Below are 8,229 nucleotides of genomic sequence, written 5' to 3'. Positions count from 1 at the left end.
GCTATTTATGCCAAAGTAACACTTCTTAACATGATGCTTTTCCTTGTATTCATTTTTAAAGTTTCAAACTAACGATCTGTACATAATTTGTTTTTAAATGGTAATAAAGCCCTGCCTACCGTAGGCAGGTATCAGATTTATTCATCCCTCTGTGTGGTTTGAATAAACGATGATGGTTTCATTTCTTGATTTTCTTATTGTAAACCAATATTTTCCTTTTTTTCTGATCTAAAACTGTACATTAACTCCGGCCGTAAATGTTCGCGTCAGCGGGTAGGAATTATAATCCACTCGTAAAATATCATCACCAATGGCGTTTACGGCGGGGTCAACACCGCTATATTTTGTAAAGGTGTGCAAGTTCTGCCCGTTAACGAATACGGTGATATTCTGAAGAAATAGGCTTTCCGGTAAAGAAAACTGGTAGGATAAACGTACCGACTGTAGTCGCAGGTAAGAAGCATCCTCAACCGTTTTGCTGGTTACCGGCCTAGTCCCCTGTACATCACCGGGAATAAAAGAAGGGTACTCCGTGCTGGGGTTTGCCGCTGTCCAGCGATTGAGGTAAAGGTCGGCGAGCTTATTCCGACGGAAATCAACCGCATAATACGAATCGGCCAAACTGCTATTAAGCATTTTTGCACCTTTTGAACCTTCAAAGAAAATGGATAGTGCTAAACTTTTATAGTGGAAGTTAGTGTTAAAGCCATAGTAAAAGTCGGGTAACGATTTACCCAAGACGACCCGGTCGTCGGCATTGATAACGCGGTTATTATCGAAGTCACGATACTTCAAATCGCCGGGTCTTACGCCAGCTTGAGCCAGGGAAAAGTCGTCCCCTTCCTGCCAGATGCCGTCTACGAGATAGCCGTAAAACGAACCCATGGATTCTCCCGGCTTCAATATGCTATATTGACCGATGTTGCCGGGGCCGGAGCCGATAAATTGTTCCACCTGTCCTAAACTCAGCACCCTGTTTTTCAACGTGGTGATATTGAAATTAGCATCCAACTTAAAATCCTGGCCATCAACGATCGTTCCGTTCAGCGCCAATTCTATACCGGTATTACGCATGCTGCCCACATTTTCGGTTCGGCCACCGAAGCCTGAACTGAGAGGCTGTGGTATATTATAGAGAAGATTAGAGGTTCTCCGATTGTAATAATCTACACTTCCTGAAAGTCTGGAACCCAGCAAAGCAAAATCAAGTCCGACATCGAACTGATGAGCCGATTCCCATTGTAAAAAAGGATTGGCACTCCTTGTAGGTGCAATGGTACTGACTCTCTCACCGTCAAAAACGGCTGTTCTACCGATCGCATAGGTAGAAAAATAGAGGTAATTGATATTGGGCTGATTACCGGTAACACCGTAGCTTACCCTGAATTTTAAATCATCCAAAGATCCAACATTTTTCAGGAACTCTTCCTGCTTGATTTTCCAGGCCAAAGCGGCGGAGGGGAAATAGCCGAAACGTTGTTCCGAACCAAAGCGTGCGGAACCGTCTGCTCGTATAGATCCCGTAAACAAGTATTTACCTGCATAGGAGTAGTTTACCCGACCCAAATACGACAACAATCGATTTTCCTCTGCACCGTTATTCACGCCATTTAACAGGGCGTTACCCGTACCTATGCTGTAATAGGTAAGGTCGGGCAAGGCGAAATCACGGGAATTAGCAATCAGCGAGCTGGAGGTATAGCGCTCGTAGGTGGATCCAATTACCGCAGAAAGACTATGTTCACCAAAAGTTTTATTATAGTTCAAGGTACCTTCTAACAAGTAGTAGGTGCGCTTTCCGTCACGGGCATCGGCATAGCCATTATAGGAAGCGCCGGTAAGGGTTGAAGGGTCTATCCAAAAATTCCGTTGCGAAATGTTGATATCGGCGCCTACCCGGGCCTTTGCCGATAGAGAAGGAAGAATAAAATATTCGGCATAGAGATTTCCGAAAGTCCGATAGGTATCGCCGATCGAATATTGGCCGTTAATCACCGCCAAAGGATTATCCATGGGCGCCATTAAAGGTGAACGGTAATAGGAACCATCCGCATCATAAGCAGGAGCGGTAGGATCATAGTTCTGCGCCATATACAAGGCACTGGCATTATCATTAATTCCAACGCCGTTGGCATTATAATGATCTTTAATGTAAGCCGTAGCCAGGTTAATACCAACGTTATATTTAGACGCCTCCCCGGTTTCCAGATTGACCCGGGCGTTATAACGTTTAGTGGATGAATTTAACATAACGCCCTCCTGATCAAAATATCCGGCAGAAATATGGTATTTGGTCTGGGTATTGCCGCCGCTGAGGGAAATATCATGACTTTGGATCGACGCGTCCCGCAGGAGCAGGCCTTGCCAATCGGTGTTGTGATTCGTTCCTTCCACCGGTTGGTATACGCTGGTATTTAGCTGGCCTTCCTCGATGATACCATTAATGGCCGATGTATATTCGTCGCCGGTCATATAACGCTGTGTTTTGGCCACTTGCTGTTGTCCGTAACTGGCATCGTAGGTCACTGTTAATTTACCCTCCTTTCCCTTCTTCGTAGTAATCAACACCACGCCATTGGCGCCACGCGAGCCATAGATGGCGGTTGCCGAGGCATCTTTTAAAATCTCGATGGATGCGATGTCTGACGGGTTGAGCGCATTGAGTGGTGTACGGTTATTGGGATTGTTCGTTGCTCCGCCCACGCCGGGCGAGCCAATGGCGGCCGCGTCATTTACGGGCATTCCATCAATTACATACAAAGGCGCATTGTTTCCGGTAATGGAGGTAATACCCCGTATCTGTACGCTCATCGCCGCGCCGGGTTCCCCGCTTTTCTGGTAAATCTGCACGCCGGGCGTTCTGCCCTGTAAAGCTTGTTGCACATTGACGTTCGCCCCCTTGGTTAAGTCCTCTGCTTTAACCGACGAAACGGAACCCGTCAGATCGCTCTTGGCCACTTGTCCATAACCGATGACTACAATTTCATCTAAGGCAGTGCTTTCTGAAACGAGCGTGATCTCCACGTTGCTTCTGCCGTTTAAGGGCTGCTCTTGCGGCTGATAACCGACGTAGGTGAAGCGCAGGGTGGCATTCGCTTGATTGGTAACTAATAAAAAAAGTCCTTTTGCATCGGTCATAGTGGCGATGGAGGTTCCTTTTACCAAAACACTTACCCCGGAAAGCGGATTTCCTTCTTGGTCTGACACCTTTCCGTTAACACGCATCTCCTGTGCTAATAATTGACTCGGCGCGGTAAATAGCATGAAATAAAGCAACCATTTTGGCAGGCTGCGTATCAGGCGTTTTCTTGTTGTTGATTGATTCATATTACGTAATTTTTTGATGGATTAAAGTTCTTCATAGTTTTAATATAAAGTCTATAGTTTTCATCGACAATTTTAGAGAATTTACAAGGAATAAGCTAGCGCCCTGCATATTTTTTAGATTACTATCTCATTTACAACTTTTTTCGTGCATTAGCCAAAGAGCGCTCGCCTAAGCATGATCCAAAAAAGGTACTTTAGCCTTTTGGTAAGCCTGTTGAATTTTAACTGGTTCATATGGTTTATATTTATGGTTAGATATTAATAGCATGGATTATATCTTCGGCTGTTATCCCAATAGGATAATAGCACCGTTTCACCTCCTCATCTTTACTACTCAGTTATAACGTCGGACTCTTCTATGGCTTCGGAAAAACCGCATACTTATTTGAAACAATAAACATAAGATTGTCGCATATCGAAAAAAGCCATAAAGGTTACAATTGGTTTATAGGACAATTTTAGACGAAAAAAATGATTCCCATTAGCACATAGGTTACATTTTAAAGGATTTTCGTTTAAAAAAATGTTTTAAATACGATTTAGAACCTCTTTTTAACTTTTATTTCGGAACTTCGCTTAACCTACTATAAACTAACCATGCTTAAACAGTCTGGCATTTTTATTTTGCTGATAATTCTTTTTCACAATGCATTTGGCGACAATATCCGCTTTCGGAAAATTACATCCACACAAGGATTGTCACATCATACGATATATGCGATTACCCAAGATGAGCAAGGGTTTATGTGGTTCGGCACCCGAGAAGGCCTCAATAGATTTGATTCCCGCAACGTGAAAAGCTACTATTTGGACACTGTATCTTTAGGGAAATCGGCGAACCAGGTGAACGTCTTGCTGAATCATCAAAAGTCTGTATATGTAGGCACAAATCATGGGCTCTATCGGTATAATGCACTTCAAGACCGTCTTGTGCCTTATCCGTTGGAATCGCATATGCCTACTATCCATTCCTTGTCGGAAACAGGCGACATACTGTATGTAGGTACAGCAATAGGCCTGTTTCAAATCAGGAATGGCAAAGCTCGCATACTTATCCGCGGATTCGCTCGGGCTTTATGCGCCTTATCGAAAGACCGCATCCTACTGGCGGTTAATGAGCGCCTCCTTATTTTAGACAGAACAGGCCATATCGAAAGAACGTTTATGCCTCCCCCTTTTCCCGTCGTAAAAACAACCAATTTCACCGTTTTTCAGATTCACCGGGACCCCAAAGGCCGCATTTGGTTAGCTACTTCCCAGGGATTATATCGTTACGATGACCAAAGCCAACGATTTACGCAGTTGCACTTTGCGGCCAAAGAAAATACGGAAAGCAATACCGTTCGATCGATCGCTGGAAGCAGAGAAGACTTTTTATATATCGGTACCGAAAACGGCCTGTATATATATGATTTAAAGACCGGGCAGACAGCTAACTATTCACAATCGTTTACCAACAATCCAAAAACGTTGAATGATCAGGCTGTCTATTCCACTTTTATTGGCAAAGACGGCTCGGTTTGGATCGGGACATACTTTGGAGGGGTCAACTACATTCCTGTAGGCAAGGAAGGTTTCCAAAACATGGTTCCCAGCGACGGCAATAACGGTTTAAGAGGAAAAGCCATCAGCCAATTAATGGAAGATAGTCTACATCATATCTGGGTGGCAACGGAAGATGGTGGCATTTCGATCTATCATCCGAAAACCGACTCCTTTGAATATATTAACAAAAACTCGCATCCTTTTTACCTCAATAGCAACAACGTACACGCGATTCATAATGATGGCTACGGAAATATTTGGGCAGGTACTTTTTTTGGTGGTCTACATCGCTTTAATACGCTGGATAAAACGACAACGATTTACACCACGAACTCATCAGACGCCCATTCCTTGTCCAATAACCACGTATATGTGGTATATCGAGATAGCCGTGGCACACTATTAGTAGGCACCCAACAAGGTCTAAACCAATTTGACTACAAAACGGGTAAGTTCAGTTTGTTGGCCCCAGAAATTTTGGGAGATAAGTTTATTTATGATTTGATAGAAGATAAAAATGGTGATTTATGGATCTGCACGAGGCAGGATGGGATTTACCGCTATAAGCCAGCGTCCAAAACCATGAAACACTATACCAACGCGGGGAAGGATGCGTCCTTACTGAGTAACCAAATTATCAGCGTATACAAAGACCGCGATCAACGGTTATGGTTTGGCACCCTGGACGGCGGCGTATGCGTCTACAATTTTGCAACAGATTCCTTTCAACATTATACCACGGCAGACGGGCTCGCGAACAACAACGTCTATGGCATCCTAGAAGATGATGCGGGCTACATTTGGCTAAGCACAAACCTCGGGATTTCCAAGTGGAATCCACATACAAGAAAATTCATCAATTACGACACCAAATACGGGTTAAGTACCAATCAATTTAATTTTAAATCTTCCCTAAAAGACAGTGACGGCATTTTTTATTTCGGCAGTATCAATGGACTATGTTATTTTAATCCCTTAAAAGCACTGCCCGATAAGCAGGAATATCCTCTGGTGTTAACCGGATTTCAATTGTTTAATAAGGACGTACACCCTGCTTCGGATTCTTCGATCTTGAAACAGCAAATAGCGTATACCCGTAACATCAATCTCTCTTATAACCAAAATGTATTCACATTAAGCTACATGGCGATCAATTACGTTAATCCCGGAAGTACCAAATACGCTTATTATCTGGAAGGCTTCGAAAAACAGTGGAATTATGTGGGGAATAAAATGAGTGCCACTTATACCAATTTATCGCCGGGCAATTATACCTTCCATGTGCGAACATTGGATGATGCCGGTAATTTTACCGGTAGGAAACGATCCCTCAATCTACATATTACGCCCCCATTTTATCGAAGCAATTTAGCCTATGCTTTCTATACATTCCTCCTTGGCTTAATTATCTATCTGTATACCCGCTTTGTACGTTTTATCCATCAAAAGCGTATGGAGATCCAATTGGCCCATATCGAAAGAGAAAAAACGGAGGCCCTTACTCAACACCGGATCAACTTCTTCACCTTTGTATCGCATGAGTTTAAAACGCCGCTGACACTGATCCTCGCTTCCATTGATAAATTTGTCAACGACAAAGGCATAGACCCTAAGCAACACAGGGAATTATCACATATCAGAAAGAACGCATCTAAGTTATTCCGCCTCATCCATCAGTTAGCTGAATTCAGGAAAATTGATGGAGATAATTTGTCCGTACGTTTCAGCCGATCCGATCTGGTTGCATTTGTGCGGCAAATTGTAGCTTCTTTTGAAACATTGGCGCAAGGCAAAAGCCTCGGTATTTCTTTCGATTCAGAAATTGACAAACTAGTCGTATTTTTTGATGGAGATAAATTCGAAAAAATACTGTCAAATATCCTATCCAATGCCGTAAAACACACGAATGAAGGCTGTATTTCAGTACGACTGCAATTAACGGTTCAAAACAATCAAAAAATGGTCAATTTCGTCGTTCGCGATACGGGCTCAGGTATGTCGGCAACCGACCTAAAGCATATTTTCGACCCTTTCTATCGATCACCTGAACATAAAGCCATTACCGGTACAGGAATCGGCATGGCTTTGGTGAACAGTTTGGTTAAAAGCCTTCATGGAAGTATTGATGCTTCAAGCATCCCGGGGGACGGGACCACGATTTCATTCAGTTTAACGATATACAACCAGTTAACAGCACAACAACAAGAGCAGCAACATCAATCAGTTATTCACACGACCACCCCAACAACAACGAACTTACCAACAACTGCACACCCAAAAGAGCAAGCTAGGTGCGAACAACACACCTTACTCCTTGTTGAAGACAACAAAGAATTATTACATTTCCTATCTCAGCACTTTCAAGAAAGCTATCACGTAATGGCGGCCACAAACGGTGCTACGGCGTGGAAGAAGATCAACAAAACGCCTCCCGATATCGTCATTAGTGATGTAAAAATGCCCAAGATCGATGGTCTGGAATTGTGTCTTAAATTAAAACAAAACAAACAGCTAGACCATATTCCGATCATTCTTTTATCAGACGGTCAGGATGAGCAGCTCAAAGTTGAGGGCCTGGATATCGGCGCAGACGCCTACATTGGAAAGCCCTTCAATCTAAAAGAATTGGAACTCTTGGTTGCCAACATGGTGAAATCGCGAATTAAATTAAGAGAACACGTGGTCAATCTTGGCGCTTTTGCGAGCGACAGCGTCGTCAATAATAACCGAAATCAGGATTTTTTGGCTAAACTGAGTACTACGTTAGAAAGACTTTATGCCAATCCTGCAATTTCCATTGAGGATATTGCTGCGGCGATGCATATATCCCGTACATCCCTACACCTTCATCTGAAACGTATTTTAAATAAAAATGCCACCGAATTACTGAATGAATATCGGCTAAAAAAAGCGTTGATGATGCTGGAAAACGATATACCGATCAATGAAATTGCTTACCTTTCCGGTTATCGGGACGCTAATTATTTCAGTAGAGTTTTCAAAAAGTATTATCAGCTTTCACCACAAAAGTATAAGGAGCTGCACTTTAGAAAACACGGCCAATTTAAAAGCTGTTAAAAAGCGGCATTAACGGCTAGGCAAAAGGTCAAACTAACACCCGTATTTCGAAATTTACACCCATCTGGCTATGACTTTCTTCGGGAATCCTTCGGGTCGGCTTCGGGTCGGCTTCGACTGCGCTTCGGGAACGAGTCGAAGCCGACCCGAAGCGCAGTCGAAGCAGTGTCGAACAATTCCCGAAGCGATCTCGGACGACTGTAGAGCCTTACCTCCCATTCCCGCTACCGGCCCTAAATCTCAATAATCAGGAAGCCAGAAAATCAGGGAACAGAAAAG

Annotated in this window: 3 protein-coding genes; 2 read left to right on the top strand and 1 reads right to left on the bottom strand. The window is 43.4% G+C overall.

Annotated features, from left to right (window positions below; all coding sequences use genetic code 11):
* Window positions 1-228 precede the first annotated feature (228 nt).
* Window positions 229-3,327, bottom strand: a complete 3,099-nt coding sequence (locus EPX21_RS12060) for a TonB-dependent receptor (protein WP_240768668.1) — start codon at window positions 3,325-3,327, stop codon at window positions 229-231.
* Between the two features lie 597 nt (window positions 3,328-3,924).
* On the opposite strand from EPX21_RS12060, the gene EPX21_RS12055 reads away from it, so the two are divergent.
* On the top strand, window positions 3,925-7,950 hold the full coding sequence (locus EPX21_RS12055) for a two-component regulator propeller domain-containing protein (protein WP_134089947.1): 4,026 nt from the start codon (window positions 3,925-3,927) through the stop codon (window positions 7,948-7,950).
* A 70-nt stretch (window positions 7,951-8,020) separates the two neighbouring features.
* Window positions 8,021-8,197, top strand: a complete 177-nt coding sequence (locus tag EPX21_RS22690) for a hypothetical protein (protein WP_166670744.1) — start codon at window positions 8,021-8,023, stop codon at window positions 8,195-8,197.
* The last annotated feature ends 32 nt before the right edge of the window (window positions 8,198-8,229 follow it).

It is taken from the genome of Olivibacter sp. XZL3, from assembly GCF_004368405.1.
GTDB lineage: Bacteria > Bacteroidota > Bacteroidia > Sphingobacteriales > Sphingobacteriaceae > Olivibacter.
This window is presented reverse-complemented; position numbering and strand designations above follow the sequence as displayed.

Bases quoted from the DNA above. Each gene is read 5' to 3' on its own strand.
- EPX21_RS12060 (WP_240768668.1), bottom strand. From the start codon at position 3,327: ATGAATCAATCAACAACAAGAAAACGCCTGATACGCAGCCTGCCAAAA.
- EPX21_RS12055 (WP_134089947.1), top strand. From the start codon at position 3,925: ATGCTTAAACAGTCTGGCATTTTTATTTTGCTGATAATTCTTTTTCAC.
- EPX21_RS22690 (WP_166670744.1), top strand. From the start codon at position 8,021: ATGACTTTCTTCGGGAATCCTTCGGGTCGGCTTCGGGTCGGCTTCGAC.